Consider the following 20,344-nt stretch of genomic DNA (forward strand, 5'->3'; position numbering starts at 1 on the left):
ACATAACATATGAATAGCACTTAGGTAATTAAAGTCTTCAAAAACTATCGTATTTAGTAAGTGAAAAGACCTTATTATTAGGGGCTATTTTATTGAAAACCATCCAATGTAGGTTTGAATGGTTTGATATTTGGGTTGAATTAACTGCTTTTCTAATACTATAATGTAATTACATAAAAAAGGCGATATCCTATAACCTTATATCTCTTGGAAATATAAAACAAAAGCACTAAACCCTTCTAATGAACGGAGAATGAAAATGATGAATATCACGCCTGATAGTATCAATCAAGTTAACTATAGTCTGAAAGAATTACAAGATATTTTTTCAGTAATGAATAGTTCAATCATTGTAGCAATTACAGATCGAACTGGGAAAATAACGTTTGTTAATGATCATTTTTGCAAAATATCTAAATACACCCGTGAAGAATTATTAGGGCAGGATCACCGTCTACTCAATTCAGGTTTCCATCCAAGATCCTTCTTTAGAGAGATGTGGAAAACTATAGGCAAGGGTGAGATGTGGAATGGCGAGGTATGTAATCGAGCGAAGGATGGCAGCCTTTACTGGGTGAAGACAACGGTATTTCCTTTTCTAGATGACAATGGTAAACCGTATCAATATATTGCTATAAGGGTCGATATTACCGCACAAAAGGATATAAAAAAGATAACGCATATTGCTTATCATGATGAATTAACAGGACTACCAAATCGTCGTAAGTTAGAACAACGTTTAGAAAATGAATTTCATCAATCCCGACGTACAGGAGAGAAGTTTGCGTTATTTTTCATTGATGTCAATCGTTTTAAAAACATTAACGATGGACTTGGTCATATCATCGGGGATATGTTCTTAGTAGAAATGGCGAATCGTCTACGCAACGTTGATTATACATCAAATTCTATTTACCGCCACAATAGTGATGAATTTGTTATTATACTAAACGACGTTGACTGTATTGAGGACAAGGCTGAGGAAATAATTAGCGTCTTTAATGAGAGTTTTGTGGTTAATTCATATGAATTTTACGCAAGTATTAGTATTGGAATTAGTACTTTCCCAGATCATGCGAACTCTCCTGAAGAATTATTGAAAAATGCAGATATCGCCATGTATGCTGCAAAATCTTCACGGAGTAATCAATACCGCTTGTATCGTCCAAATATGGAGGAAATCAACGATAAATGGTTAATACTTGAAACAAAGTTACACCAAGCGTTAAAAAAAGATAGTTTAGAATTACATTATCAACCGAAAATCAATTTAAAAACGAATACAGTGATTGGCATGGAGGCATTGCTACGCTGGCATGATCCTGAACTAGGTTACATGCCACCGGATCGCTTTATTCCATTTGCTGAGCAATGTGGGCTCATTAATGATATAGGGGTCTGGGTGTTAAGAAAAGCATCTGCCCAAGTACGCACTTGGAATGAAGTACATAATTTAAACTTACGTGTTGCCGTAAACATTTCTCCGATTCATATTAGTACATCAGGCTTTGTTGACATGGTACTTGAAGTTATGGCAGCAACAAAAATTGATCCGCAGTTTTTAGAAATTGAAATAACAGAAATGAGTATGCTGGATTATACGGAGGACTTAATTAATACAATCAAGCAATTAAGAGCACTTGGTATTACGATTTCATTAGATGATTTCGGGACTGGTTATTCATCGTTAAATTATTTAAAAACGTTCCCAGTAGATGTTTTGAAAATCGATCGTGCATTCGTCCGTGATATTGTGCCTGAAAAATCAGGCATTGCCATGATTTCAGCTATGATCTCTCTAGCGCATGCCTTAAATCTTCAAGTAGTAGCTGAAGGTGTCGAGGAAGAGGCAGAATTAAACGTACTACGTGAACATGGCTGCGAGTACGTACAAGGCTATTATTTTAGTAAGCCATTATCAGTAGAGGACTTTACACAATTGATAGTAAAAAGTAGATTGTTATAGATAGTGTCAATATGGAGGATCTTGTCTTTAGTTTGGATAAGATCCTCTAAGTGTTTATGTAAAGGAAGGTTTAATGTTTTATTCAAATTTAGTTGCAACGTTTTAACAAATCAGATAAATAGAAATGGACCATGTTATTACCTTCTTTATAGAAAATGAAATTTTAGCATAGACAAAATTCAAAACCTTAGGTTCATCACCAAAAGTTGTGGATAACTTTTGTTAAAACGTCTACTATGTAAATAGTTGATTGGAGTGGAGACTGGGCGACTCCTCGGGGATCAGCGTCACAGATGAGACCCTGCAGCGAAGCGAAGCGGCTCATCGGACGCCCCCAGGAAAGCGCCCAGTCGGAACGGAAATCAACCACACGTTTTGGTGATGATCCAAACTTTAACGTTAGCTCCGCATATAGGAAATATCGAGATATTCTACTTATTCGTCATACGCTAAGAGCGTTTCATCAATGCATATCGTGATGGTTTTTTACGTGAATATACGCAAAAACAGCCACCTCATTTTTTCGATGCTTTTGATCATGTCATTGTCTTTTCCTCAGATGAAGGGACGACATCGAAATACTTAACATCGTATGAAGTAAGGCATGGAGAGCAACCAAATGTTTCCTCAAACTGTTCGCCATTTTTGCTAGAGCCTTATAAAGATGATATCATGCATCCTTTATTTAAAATTTCAAATGATCCTTTACGTGCATATGAAAGTAAATTATTTATAGAATGGGGTAGAGCCGCTGTAAGATGGTATCAAAAAGGAACAAATGAGAAAATCATTACACAGCTTGTGAATACGAGTCAATTTGACTTTCCTGGATACGAAAACGTCCTATTAACATTTAATGAATTAAAACAAATCATCGATGAACCACAAACATATGCAGATTGGCATATTGCCTTAAGCTCAATCAACGCGATTTACGCAATTACAGATTGTTCTAACGGTAAAATTTATATCGGATCCTCATACAATAAAAATGGTTTACTTGGACGGTGGTCAGATTATGCCACAACAATCCATGGAGGCAATGAAGCATTTAAGCAGTTACTTGCGAAAAATAAAACAGCAAATTTACAATTCCAATATACAGTTTTAAAAGTGCTACCAAAAGATATAACAGCATTAGAAGCAATCGAAATTGAAAGTAGTTTTAAACGAAAGTTCCAAACCATCCCTTTCGGCTATAATCGCAATTAACGGAGAAATCAATTGCTACAAAATACTATGTAATTATGCTTGCTAGTAGTAATTTCGTCTTTAAATAAAGTAAATTATCTGATATTTCCCGAAAAATAATCGTTTTAATATTTGAAATTATTGAACTGTTTTGCTAAAGTTATATAAAATATAAATTGTTGATGTGGCCAAGTAAGTAAGAATAGTGAAACAGAGAATATAGCAATTGCTGAGAGCTATATCACCGCTTCTTATCTGAACCCTACCACGGAGATGTTATGCAAACATAACCGAGTCGTTTTCGTTACAAAACGTTTGAGGGTTTTAAGGTTTCTTAAAACTAAATTCAAGGTGGTACCACGTTTAGTCTGCACAAAGACGTCCTTATTTGTAGGACAGCTTTGTGCTTTTTATTTTTTAGTGGGTAAAGTTGCAGAAATGGAGGAGAGAATATGACAACACAACAAAATGATTTTTCAAAATGGTACATCGAGACAATCCAAAAGGCAGATTTAATGGATTATACACCAGTACGTGGCTGTATCGCATTCAAACCAGACGGCTATGAAATTTGGGAATATATTCAGAAAGAAATGGACCGTCGTTTTAAAGAGACAGGTCATCGTAACGCTTATTTCCCGATGTTAATTCCTGAATCCTTCTTCCAAAAAGAAAAAGATCATATCGAAGGTTTCTCACCTGAGCTTCCTTGGGTAACAGAAGCAGCAGGCGAAAAATTAGAAGAACGTTTAGCGCTTCGTCCAACTTCTGAAACGATGATTGGACATCTCTATTCGAATTGGATCAAAAGCTACCGTGATTTGCCAGTCTTAATTAATCAATGGGCAAATGTTTTTCGTTGGGAGAAAAAAACCCTTCCGTTCATTCGGACATCTGAATTTTTGTGGCAAGAGGGCCATACAGCCCATATTGATGAAGAAGATGCACGTCAAGAAACAATGCAAATGTTAACGATCTATAAGGAAGTAGTAGAGGGTTTACTGGCCATTCCTGTCTATGATGGACAAAAAACACCTTTAGAACGTTTTGCAGGGGCAGTCGATACATTTTCTATTGAAGCAATGATGAAAAATGGGAAGGCCGTACAAGCTGGTACCTCTCACTATTTAGGGACAAAGTTCGCTGAAGCTTTTGATATTAAATATTTAAACAAAGCTAATCAGCATGAATACGTACACACAACATCTTGGGGCACTTCCACACGTTTAATAGGTTCAGTAATTATGGTTCATGGTGATGAGCAGGGGCTTATTTTACCGCCACGAATCGCACCAACTCAAGTTGTCTTAATTCCTGTAGGTCCATGGAAAAAGAACCCCCAAATTATAGATAAACTTGATGGCATTTTTGCAGCTCTTAAAAAGAACGGAATTCGAGTACGTCTAGATGATTCGGACCAATCACCAGGCTACAAATTTAATGAATGGGAATTAAAAGGTGTACCAATTCGAATTGAATTAGGACCACGTGATTTAGAGAACAACCAGGCATTGTTAAAAGCGCGAGATGAAGATGACAAGCAATCCATTGACCTGAATGACATTATTGCAGCAATTGAGGCAGAATTAACAACAATGCAAACTCGTTTATTCGATAAAGCACGTAAATTCCGGGATGAAAACGCTCATACAAATATCGATACACTGCAGGATTTACAGCAGCATATTAACACTTCCAAAGAAAATGGAGCTATTTCTGGGTGGATTCTTGCTGGATGGTGCGGGGATGATGCATGCGAGGAAAAAGTGAAAGAAGAGACAAAATATACTTCTCGTAACATACCGTTTAATCCACCAACTACGAAATCTACTTGTATTTGTTGCGGAAATGAAGCAAAGCATACAGTTTGGTTTGCTCAGGCGTATTAAATAGTTGTCAAATTTGCTTTCAAACACAAGTATTCAACTATTGGAAATATGTCCATATTTCTAATTCATTATCTGACAGTTTTTCTAACTCTTATTGTTTCGTTCTAACTGTTTCGATTTCGTCTGAACGAAAGGCTGTTTTTTTACTTCATTGATGAAGGTGGTCATATCATCGACAAATGTTATTTGCACGTGAATGGCTCGTCATACAACTTCTTGCTATTAGCCAAGAACCATTGTAACTTTCACTATCCTTTCGCTACAGTACAATTAGATGTTTCTACGACGAGTAATCGATTGTCACTATCCTCGTCATAAAGGAGATGTCTCAAAAAAGCTTTTCAGACATCTCTTTTTGTATTTTAGACTAGTTTGAATGGGAATGTTTGTTCTATAATAGATTTAACTTGAATCTAGACATTACAGTTTCCACAAGAATTATGAAAAATCGTTCAATTATTGAACAACTTTGAAAGCAAGTTCGAAGGCAATCCCTATTTCCGATTCACAATGGAATGACTTAAAAATGAAAAAGTATAGCCACTAAAGCTTATAGATGGGGACATGGAGAACTTGCTACAAACCGATTTTCGTTTTATTGATTTCAACAAGGAACGTAGAGCAGTGGTGAACAGAAAATGAAAGCTTATGCTCCTTAGTACTAGGGGCATCTAACTCCAGTAGTGCGGATAGTTGGTTTCGGTTGGATGCTTTTTAGAATAATGAGGAAACCGTAAAACATGATAAGGTGAGTTATCAAATAAGGAGACTAATACAATGACAAATGATACTTTACAATTATCCCAGAAATGGCGAGAAGAGGGGTTACGTTATGCAAGTGAAATTAATGCCTACGTGCGCAGAGGATTAGAAACTAACTGGGAGGCACCAGGAGAGGAGCCATTTGAAGATTCACGCGGACAATTAGCTTCGCAAGTTTACCAGTTTATTAAACAGGCGAATAGAACAAAGGAACTGGAAACACTCCGTGAACAGTTTCCAGCTGCTTCTTGGCCATTTCAGGAAACGCACAGCCAACTGATGCGAGCCGTTTATCCAATTGCATTTCTCCATGATGGTGCATTACTTGTTGCAGCGCAAAATGAAGATTTTTCACGCACTGTCTATGTGATGGATAAACAGGAAGCAAACCGTATCGAGCACATACAAGCAGCAAGTTGTTCTGCGGATGGGCGCGACATTGCTTTGATGGATGAGCAAGGAGTTCGTATCGTACGCGAGCCTGATCGAGAGTTGAACGGCACTTTGCTGGCTACATACAAATGGGCGACAATCATCGACCAATTGCACGAAAAATACCCCGATATTGAGACCTTGCAGCCAGAAAGCTATCGAAGCGCAGATGTCATTCCATTCGCTGATGGCACGAAGTTGTTGGTGGTATCGCATGATGGCATTTATTTGATTGAGGAAGCAGATGCCCTCTTGTTGCACCCGTCAGTAGAAAATATAAGGGAGTGGGCAGAGGAAGAGGATGACTTCACAGCAAGTTTAGCGATGCCACATGGAGCTGTTTCGCGAAGCAGCAGATGGTTGGCTTATGGAAGTCAAGATAGCGATCATATGTTATTAGATATGGAAAAGTATGTTATGCATTCGTTTGACCCGATGTCGAGTTATCCGCATTACAGCTTGTTCAGTGCCGATAATGAGCATGTTTGGTTCAATGCATGTCATTTTTATAATGGATGTACACTTGGTATTTCACTCCATGATCTTAAACCGGACAATAATGAAGAGCCCCTTTCAATAGATGAAAGTATGCGTGTATATGCCGGTGTTGCAGTGCAAGGGGGCAACATTTTGGGTGACGCATATGGTTATTTACGAATGATTGATTTGGAGGGGAATGAACTTTGGCGTTACTTCGTATCTGGGACAATCAGTGGCATGGCATTAAACTCTGATGAGACAATATTGCTTGTCGGTACATACAATGGAATGCTACATATACTTGATTTAACAAGTACAGAGCCAAGTCCGTTTGAGATTAGCACAAGTTCAATACGTGAATCGTACCGCTGGATCATCTGGGATACTCAGCAACCTTTGTACTGGTAGTTTTTATAGGCCAATTTAACGAAACTATAAGATTTATTTTATCAACATCATATGTATTTGATAATAAGACAGCGAGATTAAACGTTGAAACCTTCTCATATTGAGAGAAAGGAAATGATTTTTGGAGCACGCCTTCGTTCATCGATGGGACAAGCATAATGCTTTTTCTAAAGTGTTTTCAGTGACTTGGTTAATTTTATAGTTCGTCTTAGAATGTATAAGGAGTCCTCCTGTGTGATAATGAGTCAATTTGCCGTTGACATTCATGCATCATACAAGGGGACTTTTTCTTTTTCAAGCCCTGAAAATCCTTCTAACAGGAATGCGCCTTTTCTACTTTTCCTTGGGTGGAAACCGAACTATTCCGAAACAAATTTATGAACGTTTATAGTGGATAGTTCGGTATTTTTGTTGGTTAAAACGATTTTGTCCCGCTATTTACATTTTAGAAAAGTGAGGTATTTTAAAATTCAAAGAGTTTGACCATTATCAATTGTAAAAACTTGGCTAGTTACCGATTTTTGAGTCAATTGAAATAGAATAGCCTCTGCAATATCTTCAGGTGTTGAAATTCTCTTCAATGGTAAGTTACCGGCAAGTTGATACATTTTTTCTTCGTTTCCAGACCACCATCTTGTTTCAATTGCACCAGGAGATATACAATTCACTCTTATAAAAGGTGCTAACGCGAAAGCTAATGATCTTGTCATTGTGTGAATAGCTGACTTTGTTGCCGCATAAGGGACAGATGAGCCTATTCCAGTCATTCCAGCCACACTGCCCAAATTAACAATCACACCCGATTGTTGCTTCTTCATATAAGGAACAACTGCTTTTATACAATGAAACATTCCTTTCACATTTACGCTAAAAAGAGAATCCCATACTTCATCTGTTACCGCATCTATATCATCCAAGGCTATTTGAGCTGTAATACTCGCATTATTTACTAAAGCATCTACCGTTCCAAAAGATTCAACTATATAGTATATTAAATTATTTACTTCTTTTTCTATCGACACATTTGCTTTATACGCGACTGCAGTTCCTCCTAGCTGTGTAATCTCATTTACAACGTCCAAAGCTTCTTTTTTAGAACGACTATAATTAATGACAACTTTTGCGCCTTCAGCTGCTAACTTAACAGCTGTTGCTCTTCCAACACCAGTGCCACCACCCGTTATTAGAACTACTTTATCTTTTAATTCCACGTTAAAACATCCTTACTTTATTTAGATTTTTAATACATTTTTATTATATTTTTATGTATATGGCATGTATAATACTGAATAATGAAGAAGGTATCATTTTATATGATACCAGTGGAAGGAATGTAATTATTGGAAAGTCATGATTTGTGGATTTTTAAACATGTTGCGGAACTACAGTCGGTATCCAAAGCTGCTGAAAAATTGGACTATGTACAACCTAATGTAAGCCAACGTATTAAAGGTTTGGAAGATGAACTTGGTGTAAGATTATTTTTGCGTAATAATAGAGGCGTAACATTGACCGAGGAAGGAAAAGTCCTACTGGAGTATGCAAATAAAATTTTACTTTTAATGGATGAAGCCAAGTCAGTAGTTAATTCTAAAAAGTGGAGAGAATCTCTTACGATAGGTGCTTCCCAAACAATTTCTGCAATTAAAGTTCCTCAATTGTTTTCTTCTTTTTTGAGAGAGCATAAAAATATTGATGTAAAAATAAGAACGAATGATCAGGGGAAGCTACAAGAAATGCTTACTTACGGAGAACTTGATGGTGTTTTTATGAATGGAACATTTAATGAATCACAATTTAAAACTGTTTATAGCTATTTTGAGAAACTAGTTCTCATTTCACCTAAAAATAGTCAATTTGAAAAGCAACATAATCAAACGTTAATTGTAAATAGTGATAAAAATTGCATATACCGAAAGAAAACATTAGATTTTTTCAAAGATAGTCTATCCATATTAGAGTTTGATTCGCTTGAATCAATTCTTCAAGCCGTTCATGATGGACTTGGTATTAGTATAATACCTAAAGACGTTGCAGATAGTCGAAAAAAAATACAATCTATTCAATATAAAGAACTTTTTGAATCAATCAAGATAGACTTCATCATCAAACAAAGAAAACAACACTCTCAATGCCTTAAAAAATTTATTGAATTTCTACAGAGGACATCATTTCCAGAAAGTAATTCGTTCTAGGGACTAAAAAATATATGAATGCTGCTGAACCTATAACAAAATTAGATTTCATGATTTTAAAGATGCAAATTAAATTTGTAGTAAAACTGAAGGCTCTATGATTGACAATCCTTTCTAATTACAATTAAAAAAACTGTTTTTGCTTCCTATTGGAAACAGTAAAAATCAATCAAAATGAATGTCAAATTGTAGGTGTATTTGACATTCATTTTTAATGTTGTGGCACGTTAGCAATTTGCATCGTTACACTCGCAAATGTACCCTTACAATTTACTTACATTTTTCATGCGATTAATAAAATACTTGATGTTAGAAGAATAAAATCAATAACATTTTGCCAAAAATAAAAATTGACTGGGCACTAAATGGTGTCGTATAATTAAGACACCATTTAGTGTCCAATTTAAAAGGGAGAGGAGATTTTGAGCGACAAGACTCAAGACCGTGATGTTTATGCTGCTATTGCTGACCCAACAAGACGTCAATTAATACGCTTGCTGGCAGATGCGGAAGAATTACCTCTTCACGAATTAACGTCTCAATTTCAAATGGGGCGTACAGCAGTTTCTAAGCATTTGGCGATCCTTAAAGATGCTGGTCTCGTAATTGCTCGAAGGGTTGGTAGGGAAACGAGATATCGATTGAATGCCAAACCATTGCAAGAAATTCAAGATTGGGTATCGTATTACGAAGGATTCTGGAAAGAAAGAATGGCTAGATTAAATCTTTTATTGGAGGAAGAAAAATGAAAGCAGATGTATCTTTAGATTATCAATTTACAAGTTCAATCGAGAAAGTTTGGAACGCATTAACGGATTCAGACACTCTTGCAAAATGGATCTGGAAAAATGACTTTAAACCAGTCGTAGGACATAAATTCCAATTCCGAGCTGAGCCAAATGAATGGTGGGATGGAATTGTCAATTGTGAGGTGCTCAAAGTAGAAGAACCTCATACATTATCTTATACTTGGGCAAGTGCCGGAGAAACAACTACTGTGACATGGACGTTGACGGAAGGTTCAGATGGCACTACACATTTACATCTTGATCAAAGCGGATTCAGTGAAGCAACAAAAGCTCGTCAAGGAGCAATCGAAGGAGCAAAATACGCTTGGATTAACAATGGTAATCAGCTCGAAAAAGTGTTAGCAGAACTGTAAACTATTTCTCCATTATGATACTTGCTTTTCTAAATCAAAAGCAGGTATCAAATAAGAAATGAATAAAATAAACTGTTCTTCAACAATCGGACGCTTTCGGAACATAGAAAGCGTCATTTTTTTAACTTCTTTCAGCCTTTGCTGAAAGAAGTTAAAGCCTCCGGCGGATGTCACGGAATCGGAAAGGAGTACTTTGTGCTTGCACAAAGCCGATTCCGGACGCAATTATGCCGAGGCATAATTGATTGGATGTCATAAACATAACAAATGCAGTTGAAGTTGTGCTAACATGACAATACTAAATGGAATGGAGAGAATATCCGATGAAAATAAATCAATTAATTGCTAACAATATAAACCGCTTAGATGTCAACTTGTCGGAAGATCAATCTTTAGGAATTGCTGGATTATCGGGCTCTGGTAAAACTACATTTTGCCAAACAATTGGTGAAGAATCTAAGAAGCGTCTAGTTTCTTTATTGCCAAAGGCAGAATATCAGTATTTGTTTCCTACTATTATGGAAACAAATTTCAGTGCCATCAAGATGGAAGAAATGCCTTTAGTCCTTTTTCTCGGGAAATCATCCATTTCTACTAATCCACGTTCGACAGTTGGTACTCATACAGGTGTTTTTAAAGAGATACGTGAAAAACTGGCAGATAAGTTTGATCTTTCTCCAGAGGTTTTTTCCTTTAATAATGCACTGGGGTGGTGTCCTGCTTGTAAAGGGCGTGGTACGACTAAAAATGTCGAATGTAAAAAGTGTAAGGGTAAGCGCTATAATCCGGAAGTTGAGCAATATAAGTTTGAATTATGGAATCAACCACATAGTATTTCCGATATAAACAATTTAAGTATAGAAGCGATTTATTCCCTATCAGCGGAATTGGCGATTAGCGAGGAAAGACAACGTATTCTTACAAATATTATCCAAATGAATATTGGCTATTTAACGTTAAATCGGGTCATGGGTACCTTGTCTGGAGGGGAATTAACTCGACTGTACTTGGCAGAATTTATGGCAGCTAGTGAAAATACGGTCATTATTATTGATGAAATTTCTGTTGGTCTTGATCATCAAACGCTGTTGAAAATTTTAGAGCAAATTAAACAATTGGGCTATAAAAACCAAATTTGGCTTATTGATCATTCTGATACAGTGCTAGATACAGCGGATGAGCAGCTGTTCTTTGGACCTGGCAGTGGGAAATACGGCGGTAAAATTGTCGAAGTTTCACCACGTCCAGAACCAGTCTATTGGGAACGAAATCAGGCAATGCCTACTGACTATTATCAATTTCATGATCTTTACTGTCGTAATATTGAAATGGCTAACATTCAGATTCCAAAAAATAGACTCGTAACCTTTACAGGTGAATCTGGCTGTGGGAAATCAACCCTCGTCAATGAGTGTATCTCTAAGGACTTCCTAAAACGATATCCAAAAGATAAATTAGTCATGGTAGGACAAGACCGTAACCAATCAATTACAAGCCGATCAACGGTTGCAACGTTCCTTGATATTAAAAAGAAAATGACGAAATACAGTGATGACATTGATGATATTTTCCAACGTTCCATTGAGGACATTATTGAGGAGCTTCCACATGAAGACATTGCTCATAAACGCTTAAGTTTATTAATTAAGCTGGGTCTCGGTTATTTAACATTAGAAAGAAAAACACAATCTTTATCGACAGGGGAATTTCAATGTGTTCATTTAGTGTCTGAGCTATTTTCGAACGCAAGAAACCCCCATACGCTATTTATTTTTGACGAGCCTTCAAAAGGTTTATCACAAAATATTTTAAACCAATTTATTGGTAGTGTTAGGGACATTCTCAAAGACGAATCTGTTTCTATCATGATGATTGAACATAATGCTTATATGATTGAGAGCTCTGATTTTATCGTTGATTTTGGAAAAAGACAGCAGGAGCCTGTTCGACACCTTGATGTTGTCGACCATGATAATTATTTTAGTCAACTTAACCGTACAGATAGTGATGCTTCATTGCATATCTCTTCAACACTTGCTACAAAAAGTGGCATCCATTACTTAGAAGACCATCATATTAGCTATTTTAAAAATGCCGAAAACATTTATAAAGGCGGTATTTTAAAAAGTTTGTCATCAATGGCCCGTTTAATTTATGGTGAGTATGAATCAGCAACAATCGCACCAGTCGTCGCCATTGATCTAGAAAGACACTTATATAGTCAGTATAGTTTTTTATATGAAATCGGTGGATTAATTAACCATATCGTGGCTGCCCATCCGACGAATAAAGATACGAGAAGCTTCGATTTCTTTAGTCAAGAAAACCATTGTCCTAGCTGTTCTGGACGCCTGCAAATTGAAAAATTTGATTTTGATATCGTCATACAAGACAAAACAGTGCCGTTCTGGGATGGCTTATTACATCCAGACGTGATGGAAGTATTAAAATATTATCAATATCCGAAATTACAATTCCTCTTTGATGAGATCAAGAATGAACTGGGTCAAGATATTAGTAAAAGCTACAATGAAATGACAGAGGAAGAAAGACATACGTTCCTCTATGGTTATTGGGAAAAATCATTTTATGATAAAGCTAGTAAGTCGTCAAAAAAATGGGAAGGTTTTAATTTTATCCTTGGGCGTTATATCGTTATTTCGAAATCAATCATTAAAGAACAAATGAAAGAATCAAAAGAAATGATTGCCTGTCCAATTTGTCGAGGAGCGGTGCTAAACCATAAGAAAAAACTAACGTTTGGAGACACTGATATTCGCGAGATAATACATCAACCTATTGAACAGGTCATAAAAACTGTTGGGAACTTACCAGAGCTTGAAAAACTAAAAGCAATTGTAGGCGGCGATATGACTCTTACGGAAGATGTCTCCTTACTTCCTAGAGAAACACAAGTATCGTTAAAAATGCTGGAATTAGAGCTAGTAAGCTTTGCTGGTTATGAAATTGTTCTAAATAATGTTTTACCGTTTTGGGACAAAATTAAAGACAATATCGATGCAATCAGCAGCAAAAATTTAATAACAATTTGTGATTTTGCCAACATTGACGAAACGAGAGAAACTATCATAGATAAGTATTTCACTAATGGAAAATACAAAAAACTAACGTACGTCTATGAAGCATTTGGCTACAAAAAAATTGTGACACAAATGAATAAAATTAAAGCAAGTCATAAATGTCCATTCTGTAATGGGAAGAAAGTCATATCAGAAGATAATCTCCATGATGGCGTCTATAAATTATCCGTACCATGTGTTAGTTGCTCTGCAAGTGGTATCAATAATGAAGGTCGAAAAGAAATTATCGATGGTGTAGACGTACAAACATGGTTAACGGGCAAAGTAAGTGACGTTGTGGAAGAAAGCTTACGAACAGAGGCGGTTGCACATATTCCAATTTTTAACCGTATTCGCGAGTTGAATAAACGAGATATGATGGCCATTTACCAATGCCTAGAGCAAAACAATTAGATTTTCGAAAGTTACTTCATATAGACTCATTTGCAATAATAAAATTGCAAATGAGTTTTTATGATATTCTGAAGATGAGCTTCTAAAAAGTCATTAGCAATTAAAGGGGAAAGATATGGATGGCAGAATTAATGGATTGGAAAAATAATACTCGAGGGCAGAAATTCATCGCTTCTTTTAGTGGAGGAAAGGATAGTGTCTTAGCCTTATATAAAGCAATGAAGGATGGAGAAGCGCTTGGATTAATCGTCATGTTGGAGGAAGAAGGTGAACGATCAAGATCACATGGAATGCCTCCGGAACTTATACATGCACAAGCGAAATCGATAGGTTTACCTGTTTATACTGCAGCAGCAAGCTGGACAGAATACGAAATGGTATTTATGCGCCTTTTAGAAAAAGCTAAAAATCAAGGGGCTGAAGTGTTAGTAACAGGAGACTTAGATATGCCTGAACATGGTTGTTGGCATGACAAGGTTACGAAGAATGCTGGCTTAAAACTAGGCATGCCTTTATGGGAGATGGGTCATCGTGAAGCCGTTGAAGAGTTCATAAACCTAGGATTTGTTACAATCATTGTAACTGTTAATTTATCTTTAGGTATGCGCGAGGAAGATTTAGGGCGGACGTTAACCTATGAATACATAAAGGAGCTTGAAGCTCGGGGTATTGACCCTTGCGGAGAAGGTGGAGAGTTCCATACTACAGTATTAGATGGGCCAATTTTCAAACAACCTATTCCTGTTCGTAAATGTGCGAGGATTAGAAATGGAGAATATGCTTTTTTGCCTTTAGAACTAGATGAATAACTAAATGTTATAAATAAGTGAACAAGAGTATAGTTGTAAATAGCGTAATAAATATAAATATTGCGGTGAATAACATGGGGCATATCTTTCTATTTGAGATGGGGTTTCTCAAAGAATGATTTTAGTTATTGGTACAAGAAAGGTAAGTGTTTTTTTCTAACTCCAAAGCGACACTCAGTGCCTCTCCAAATGCGACTAAATTATATACTTTTCTTTAAAAAATATAAAAAGGGTCACCGGAGGATAATGACCCTTTTTAAATATTCGAAGGGAAAGGATAACTTTATATTATCCTAAAAATCATGGGATAGATGGCGGTATTGGGTATTAATAGAATCCGATGAAGCTAGTGCCGACAATAATCAATAGAATGAATAGTACAACGATTAGCGCAAATGCTGAACCAGTACCATAACCACTACCGCTACCGCAATATTCAGACATAGTTATTACCTCCTTTCTACAATCTATAATATGAATAGTTGTTAAAAGGAACTGCGATATTTATCTACTCCTTGAATATAAATTTTAAAAAAACTTCTCATATTGTAGTTCTGTCAATTTTATCTTGCAGAAATACAATATAAATATCTTTTGCTTCAAAATTTTCCACATTTTCAATTAAACGCAAAGTACTTCGACAATTACAGCAAATTGAAGTGATAACGTCTGTCTTGCGTATTAACACGCGCATACCTAATTTCAAATTTTCCGTTCTTCTTTATACTTTAACTATGCCAAAAAGGGCAACTTAACGTTAATTTAGTTATATTTTTGATTATATTAGTAAATTAACAATAGTTAAACAATTGCGCGAATAATACTCACTAATGTTCCATGATGTGATAAGATGGGAATGTACGTTTGATTATTGCTGAAAAGTTAAAATTTAAGGGGGAGAAATGATTGGGCCAAACCAAGTATAGGCAAGTATGGAACTTAGATAGTCTGTTCCAAGGTGGAAGTAAATCATCACAATTACATGAACATATAAGATATTTAGAACAAGAAATTTCTGAATTTGAAGAAAAAGCAAATTCCTTTAATGTTCCTCAAAAAATAAACGAATCAATTAATATTGCAGTTTTAGTTGAATACATAGGAGATATTCGAACGAATATATCTCAAGCAAATTCTTTTATAACTTGCCTTCTTGCGCAAAGTCCAAAAGATCAGGAGGCTATTATTCTGCAAGGGATCATTACGACAATAAATACTCGTTTTGAATCGGCATTGAAAAAAGTGAAAAATACTCTGGTAAAAATTGATTACCATTTGTGGCAGGGTCTACTAAATACTCATGTTTTAGCAAACTTTAAATTTATACTGAATGAATGGCGTAAAGATGGTGAGACAACCCTTTCAGATAGAGAACAAAATTTAGTTTCAGACCTCATGGTAGATGGCTATCATGCTTGGGGGCAATTTTATAATTCTTTTATAAATAATTTTACGATTAAAGTTCAAATAAATGGAGAACAAAAAAATTTATCCGTCGGTCAAGCTATCAACTTACGTTCACATCCTAATGAAGACGTTCGTAAAGAATCCCATAATGCTTTAGAAGATACGTGGAAAGACAATGCGGAACTATTTGCGAAAATATTAAATCATATTGCAGGCTTTCGATTACAAGTTTACAAGAAGTGTGGCTTTGATAATGTAATACAAGATTCTTTAATTAAAAATCGTATGAAGGAGGAGACACTTCATGCGATGTGGTCTGTCGTTAATAAATTTAAAAAACCCTTCACTGACTACTTAAATCAAAAAGCAAAAATAAATGGCTATAAAAAGATGCAATCATTTAACTTTTGGGCACCTATGACAACAAAAAAACAAAAATTTGAATACGAAGATGCTGTTAATTTTATTTTGGAGCATTTTAGTGCATTCGGAACAGAATTAGAAAATTTCTCTAAAAAGGCATTTAGTGAAGGCTGGATAGAAGCTGAAGATCGTGCAAATAAGTCTGCTGTAGCATTTTGTTCAGGCTTTCCACTTTCGAAAGAATCAAGAATTTTCATGACATTTGGCGGTACAATCACAGATGTATTAACACTTGCTCATGAATTAGGACATGCCTTCCATAACGATGCAATGAAATCTATTAATGGCGTGAATAAACAATATCCAATGTGCATTGCTGAAACTGCTTCAACGTTTTCAGAGATGATTATATTAGATGCGGCAATGCAAAAAGCTACATCTACTAATGAAAAATTATTTTTGCTTGATGAGAAATTAAAGCGTAGTGTCATGAATTTCATGAATATTCATTCTCGATTTTTATTTGAAAAGAAATTTTATGAAGAACGTAAAGAAGGCATTGTTTCATCATCACGCTTAAACGAAATGATGCAGGAAGCAATAGATGAAGGCTATGATAGTTCTCTCGATAATCCTTCACTGCATTCATGGATATGGACACCACATTATTATATGACACAATCTCCTTTTTATAATTTTCCTTATTCATTTGGATATTTGTTTGCATTGAGCTTATTTGCAAAGGCAAAAGAAAAAGGTAAAGAATTTGAAAGCTGTTATTTAGATTTGCTTCGTGATTCAGGAAGTATGTGCACAGAGGATTTAGTGATGAAACATTTAGGTGAAGATATCACTTCGGAAGATTTTTGGAAAAAAGGAATAGAATTATGCATGAATGATGTGGATGAATTTATCAAATTAAGTAATGAGTGTATAAACTAACCATTCGTAAATGGAGTTTCCGGCTGGACTTACTAAATATGGTGAAAACATTAACCAAGCATCTCGTAGGCATATGAACAGCAGATAGCGGATAATTTCGAAAGCAGAAGATGTACATTCAATCATTATTTAAAAGGTGGACCATTCATATTTTATTAATGTGTTTACCGTTTGGGATTTCGCTATTCCGACAAAATGAAAGCCAATTTCCTGTACGCTAAGAAGTTGGCTTTGTTGGTGCAATTTAAATAAAAAAGATTGCTTTTGCTTGTCTATATTTCACTAAAGCCCGCGTTAGCTAACAAGTAGGAATGAAATTAATTAGGCTTAATGTATTCTCCTGTGGAAGCATTAAAGCCCATTTCTTTCATTTTTGTTTGGTCACTATTCCAACCTATTATTAATAGAATAGTAACATTTCTCTCTATATCTTTTCTAAGCATAAAATTATACCCTTTAGCCCAGTTTTCACCTGGATAAATACCGCCGATTTTTAGAGCTTTTTGAAGCAATTCAGGTGAATCATATTGAATATCTTTCATTTGTATAAACTCTTTTTTAGGGTAAGGAGAAGTACCATCCCTCGTTACATCATTTGTATAATCTATTTTTCCGTCATGAATGGTTACTAAAAAAACCTTATTCGTTTCTGGCACTCCAAACAAAATATTCCAATGCTTTCTTTTGCCGTTACTTCCAATTGATTTCCTACGCTTATCTAAATCAATATTTATTGCATCTATTAATTGAGCATTTTTATTCCATTTTAATGCTGGTGGATTTGCTAATTCAATCGCTTGTTTTATTGATAATTCTTGCTGCTCATCGACTTCAAATGTATCTTTAGTAAATTGTAGAGAACTAGCAGATACTAGCTCAACAGCATCCACTGGAACGAATAAAAGTAAAACAACAAAAACAATTCTTTTCATGTTCTCAAGCCCTTTTTAAGTGTATTGTTTCCAAACCTTATTCAAATATTCTACGTCGTTAGTAAAAAAACATTTGTCGAACAATTATTTCAATGACAAAAAGGGATATATTGGATTTTGTAGAATACTAGTAACCAACCTAAAATTTTTAATCAGGAGTGAGGGAATTGGAAGTTACGCAGCAAAATTCGTTATTCAGTAGGATTGGCTATCTCTATTTACCAGCTAATAATATCGATGAAACAATTGAATGGTACCAGAATAAGCTAGAATTTAAGCTTAAAACACCAAAGTTTCAGGATGATATTGGTTATGTAGCAGTATTAACACCGCCCGAAGGCTATGTTGTATTAGTCCTTGTAGAAACAAAGGATCATACAACAGCAAATTTTTTACGCGATGGTCGCCTGTATCAAACTTTTACGTTGAATTGTCCAGATCTAGAATTTACACATACCTCATTAAAGAATAATGGCGTAGAAGTTAGTGAAATTATTTGGCGTGGAGAAAATGCTAAATACTTTGTTGTTACCGACCCATCAGGTAATCATATTGAGGCTGCTTGGTCTATATGGGATTAAGTGATAAAAGTTGGTGCTTAGTACAAGAAGAATGATTAAACTTTTTCTGTAATCAAGTTTTTTTCGATAAGGTTGTTGCTAGCTAAAGGAGCAGATTAGTGAAAAAAGAATATATAAAAATAGTCAATTGTAAAAAATGCAGATGAGGTGAGGTAATGGTGTAATTGTTGTTTGATCACCAAAATGGCTTTGAAAATTGATATAGAGTGGTGATAAAGTGGACAATGCAAATGAAAATAAGCGAATTCTTTATGCGGTTTTCGAGAATGAAATTCAATTGCCTATCTTAGATATTACTCATCCCCTTTTCAACGCAAGTATTGATGAACAGGCGTATCATTTGAGCTGTCTTAAGTCAGCCAGGAGCATTGAATCATTAAAAAAGATGCCTGGCTTTATCCGCAACATCTTTGTGAAAATGTCGAATGTTGACAATTCCTATCTTAGCGGCATGCGTACTTTGCTGTACAAACTTGGCCCCGGCTTAAGCAAAGGGATAAAATTAGGTTTCCGGGATAAGTGGGCGGTGAAGCAAACTTCTTTTATGGGACTCCGAATCAGGCTGAGGGATCTTTGTCGGCGCCAGTCGGAAATTTTGCTACCCCAGCTTAAGCAATTCCCTGAACGGAACCTTTGTTTCTTCAATATCGCTGGAGGGGCCGCTACCGACAGTATCAACACCCTAATTCTCATTCAAGAATCGGACCCAGAATTACTTAAGGAACGTAAGATTGAAATCAATATTTTAGATATCGATACTTATGGCCCCAATTTTGCCAAGCGATGCATCGATGCTTTGAAGCAGCCAGGGGAACGCTTTCATGACCTGGACATTGCCCTCAATATTATTTATTATGACTGGAGTCAACCAGAGGCATTATTAAAGATGAGTTTAGAACGTTCCGACTGGATTCAACTCTGTTCATCGGAGGGTGGTCTATTTGAGTACGGTTCGGATGCAGCCATCATTGAAAATCTAAACCATTTCTATACTAACTCCCCGGCGGACGCTCGGGTCACGGGTTCATTAATTTTCGACCGGGCGCATGTAAATCCGGGATACCTGGGTTTTACAGAGTTTATTGGCGTGCAAATCCAATATCTTGGGCTAGAGGGATTGCAGCGGATTTTAACCCAAACCTCGTGGGTTTTGGAAAAATCCCATGAAATTGATACGGTCTATACGTTGTTTTCATTAAAGAAAGCTGACATATGAAGTAAAACAGGCCAAGGTTAAGCTACCTGGCCTTTGTGTGTTAGCCATTACTAGTAGGTTTTTATTATATTCAGAAAATAAAATTGACGCGAACATTAGAGCATGATATGTTTAA

The 20,344-nt window shown here is 35.9% G+C and carries 15 protein-coding genes and 1 other annotated feature; of the genes, 12 read left to right on the plus strand and 3 right to left on the minus strand.

All coding sequences use genetic code 11. The features are described 5' to 3' along the window. Positions 1-259: 259 nt before the first annotated feature. From ACIQ7N_RS17930 to ACIQ7N_RS17945, 4 genes are all read left to right on the plus strand, one after another. On the plus strand, positions 260-1,966 hold the full coding sequence (locus tag ACIQ7N_RS17930) for a putative bifunctional diguanylate cyclase/phosphodiesterase (RefSeq protein WP_402934528.1): 1,707 nt from the start codon (positions 260-262) through the stop codon (positions 1,964-1,966). Between the two features lie 672 nt (positions 1,967-2,638). Next, positions 2,639-3,178 (plus strand): GIY-YIG nuclease family protein, encoded by a 540-nt coding sequence (locus ACIQ7N_RS17935; RefSeq protein ID WP_402934531.1) that lies wholly within the window; start codon positions 2,639-2,641, stop codon positions 3,176-3,178. A 149-nt stretch (positions 3,179-3,327) separates the two neighbouring features. Next, positions 3,328-3,546 (plus strand) — a binding site (T-box leader). A 63-nt stretch (positions 3,547-3,609) separates the two neighbouring features. Continuing rightward, positions 3,610-5,046, plus strand: a complete 1,437-nt coding sequence (gene proS / locus ACIQ7N_RS17940) for a proline--tRNA ligase (RefSeq protein WP_402934534.1) — start codon at positions 3,610-3,612, stop codon at positions 5,044-5,046. A gap of 777 nt (positions 5,047-5,823) precedes the next feature. Then, the gene (locus tag ACIQ7N_RS17945; RefSeq protein WP_402934536.1) at positions 5,824-7,128 is read left to right on the plus strand and encodes a PQQ-binding-like beta-propeller repeat protein; all 1,305 of its coding nucleotides are present in this window, start codon (positions 5,824-5,826) and stop codon (positions 7,126-7,128) included. Between the two features lie 470 nt (positions 7,129-7,598). Here the strand turns inward: ACIQ7N_RS17945 and ACIQ7N_RS17950 are convergent, their stop codons facing one another. Next, entirely contained in the window at positions 7,599-8,339 is a 741-nt protein-coding gene (locus tag ACIQ7N_RS17950; RefSeq protein WP_402934538.1) for an SDR family NAD(P)-dependent oxidoreductase, read from the minus strand. A 129-nt stretch (positions 8,340-8,468) separates the two neighbouring features. Between ACIQ7N_RS17950 and ACIQ7N_RS17955 the strand changes: the two genes are divergently transcribed. The 5 genes from ACIQ7N_RS17955 to ACIQ7N_RS17975 all read left to right on the plus strand — a co-directional run bounded on the left by ACIQ7N_RS17955 (position 8,469) and on the right by ACIQ7N_RS17975 (position 14,788). After that, positions 8,469-9,323: a LysR family transcriptional regulator gene (locus ACIQ7N_RS17955; protein ID WP_402934543.1), complete on the plus strand. Its 855-nt coding sequence runs from the start codon at positions 8,469-8,471 to the stop codon at positions 9,321-9,323. Positions 9,324-9,745: 422 nt separating this feature from the next. Further along, positions 9,746-10,072: an ArsR/SmtB family transcription factor gene (locus tag ACIQ7N_RS17960; RefSeq protein ID WP_402934546.1), complete on the plus strand. Its 327-nt coding sequence runs from the start codon at positions 9,746-9,748 to the stop codon at positions 10,070-10,072. Beyond that, positions 10,069-10,485, plus strand: a complete 417-nt coding sequence (locus tag ACIQ7N_RS17965; protein WP_132362320.1) for an SRPBCC family protein — start codon at positions 10,069-10,071, stop codon at positions 10,483-10,485. The genes ACIQ7N_RS17960 and ACIQ7N_RS17965 overlap by 4 nt, the downstream gene beginning before the upstream one ends. A 323-nt stretch (positions 10,486-10,808) precedes the next feature. Next, positions 10,809-13,979 (plus strand): ATP-binding cassette domain-containing protein, encoded by a 3,171-nt coding sequence (locus ACIQ7N_RS17970; protein WP_402934551.1) that lies wholly within the window; start codon positions 10,809-10,811, stop codon positions 13,977-13,979. Between the two features lie 119 nt (positions 13,980-14,098). Then, a complete protein-coding gene (locus ACIQ7N_RS17975; protein ID WP_402934554.1) occupies positions 14,099-14,788 on the plus strand; it encodes a Dph6-related ATP pyrophosphatase in 690 nt (229 codons plus the stop codon). Positions 14,789-15,115: 327 nt separating this feature from the next. Here ACIQ7N_RS17975 and ACIQ7N_RS17980 read toward each other — a convergent pair whose 3' ends face one another. After that, positions 15,116-15,232, minus strand: coding sequence for a YjcZ family sporulation protein (locus ACIQ7N_RS17980; protein ID WP_132362314.1), 117 nt, complete (start codon positions 15,230-15,232; stop codon positions 15,116-15,118). A 462-nt stretch (positions 15,233-15,694) separates the two neighbouring features. Between ACIQ7N_RS17980 and ACIQ7N_RS17985 the strand changes: the two genes are divergently transcribed. Further along, positions 15,695-17,500 carry a M3 family oligoendopeptidase gene (locus ACIQ7N_RS17985; protein ID WP_402934557.1) on the plus strand — a complete coding sequence of 602 codons (1,806 nt, stop codon included), beginning with the start codon at positions 15,695-15,697 and terminating at the stop codon, positions 17,498-17,500. Between the two features lie 317 nt (positions 17,501-17,817). Here ACIQ7N_RS17985 and ACIQ7N_RS17990 read toward each other — a convergent pair whose 3' ends face one another. Further along, a complete protein-coding gene (locus tag ACIQ7N_RS17990; RefSeq protein ID WP_402934560.1) occupies positions 17,818-18,432 on the minus strand; it encodes a hypothetical protein in 615 nt (204 codons plus the stop codon). 167 nt (positions 18,433-18,599) lie between these two features. On the opposite strand from ACIQ7N_RS17990, the gene ACIQ7N_RS17995 reads away from it, so the two are divergent. Beyond that, positions 18,600-19,013: a VOC family protein gene (locus ACIQ7N_RS17995; RefSeq protein WP_402934562.1), complete on the plus strand. Its 414-nt coding sequence runs from the start codon at positions 18,600-18,602 to the stop codon at positions 19,011-19,013. A gap of 217 nt (positions 19,014-19,230) precedes the next feature. Beyond that, positions 19,231-20,229: a hypothetical protein gene (locus ACIQ7N_RS18000; protein ID WP_402934565.1), complete on the plus strand. Its 999-nt coding sequence runs from the start codon at positions 19,231-19,233 to the stop codon at positions 20,227-20,229. Positions 20,230-20,344: the final 115 nt, after the last annotated feature.

Origin of the sequence: Lysinibacillus sp. NPDC095746 (assembly GCF_044763535.1) — a bacterium.
In the GTDB taxonomy this organism is placed as follows: domain Bacteria; phylum Bacillota; class Bacilli; order Bacillales_A; family Planococcaceae; genus Lysinibacillus.